This is a genomic window from Oleiphilus sp. HI0086, assembly GCF_001635225.1.
Genome location: NZ_LWFZ01001376.1, coordinates 1 through 782, shown reverse-complemented (window position 1 = coordinate 782; position 782 = coordinate 1). Strand labels below are relative to the sequence as shown.

The window sequence follows — 782 nt, the reverse complement described above, 5'->3', positions numbered from 1 at the left end:
TCCGATATTAAAATCCTGGTGGCTAGGGAAGATGACATCGAGAGCCGTATCAGAGGCAAGCTTTAATTGGTATTGGGTTGAGGTGCCTGCAAAAATTTTCGAGCTGACGACGGCATTCAGGATTGCTCCTGGTTTATAAATTACATCGTCGGGACGAATTAGTATTTCAATCCTGGTTTTTTCTGGCCAGTTATAAGCACGATTGCCTTGAATCACACCGACCTCACTTGAGAAGGTATCGGGTGTTAAGGTTTCACCTTTGATAAAGGTGCCGTGTCCAATAAACCTAGCGACAAAAGGATTTACGGGTTCGTGATATAGCTCGTAGGGTTTTCCCCATTGTTGAACTTTTCCTTGATCAATAACGCCAATATAGTCACACATAGCGAATGCTTCTTTCTGATCATGAGTCACTAATATTGCACTGATTCCTAAAGTCTTAAGAATGTTCCTGATATCAATGCTTAGACGGTTGCGTAGCTCAGCATCAAGATTTGAAAAAGGTTCATCTAGTAGGATAAGTTCGGGTTCAGGCGCTAAAGCTCGTGCTAGCGCTACTCGTTGTTGTTGCCCGCCAGACAGTTCATGTGGAAAGCTGTTTTGATAGCCATCTAGGTCGACTAAGTGAATTAACTTTTCAATATGAGCTGACTTTTCGGTTTTGTCCTTAATGCCTGTGAGGCCGAAAGCGATATTTTGGCTGACGCTAAGGTGGGGGAAGAGGGCATAGTCTTGAAATACCATGCCAATCCGTCTTTTCTCGGGGGCTTGTACCTTGTTGG

At 43.9% G+C, this 782-nt stretch carries 1 protein-coding gene; it reads right to left on the bottom strand.

Annotation, left to right across the window (positions count from 1 at the left end):
• Positions 1 to 750: ABC transporter ATP-binding protein (locus A3756_RS23605; RefSeq protein WP_255376537.1), on the bottom strand; the 750-nt coding region annotated here is incomplete at its 3' end.
• Between the last annotated feature and the right edge of the window lie 32 nt (positions 751 to 782).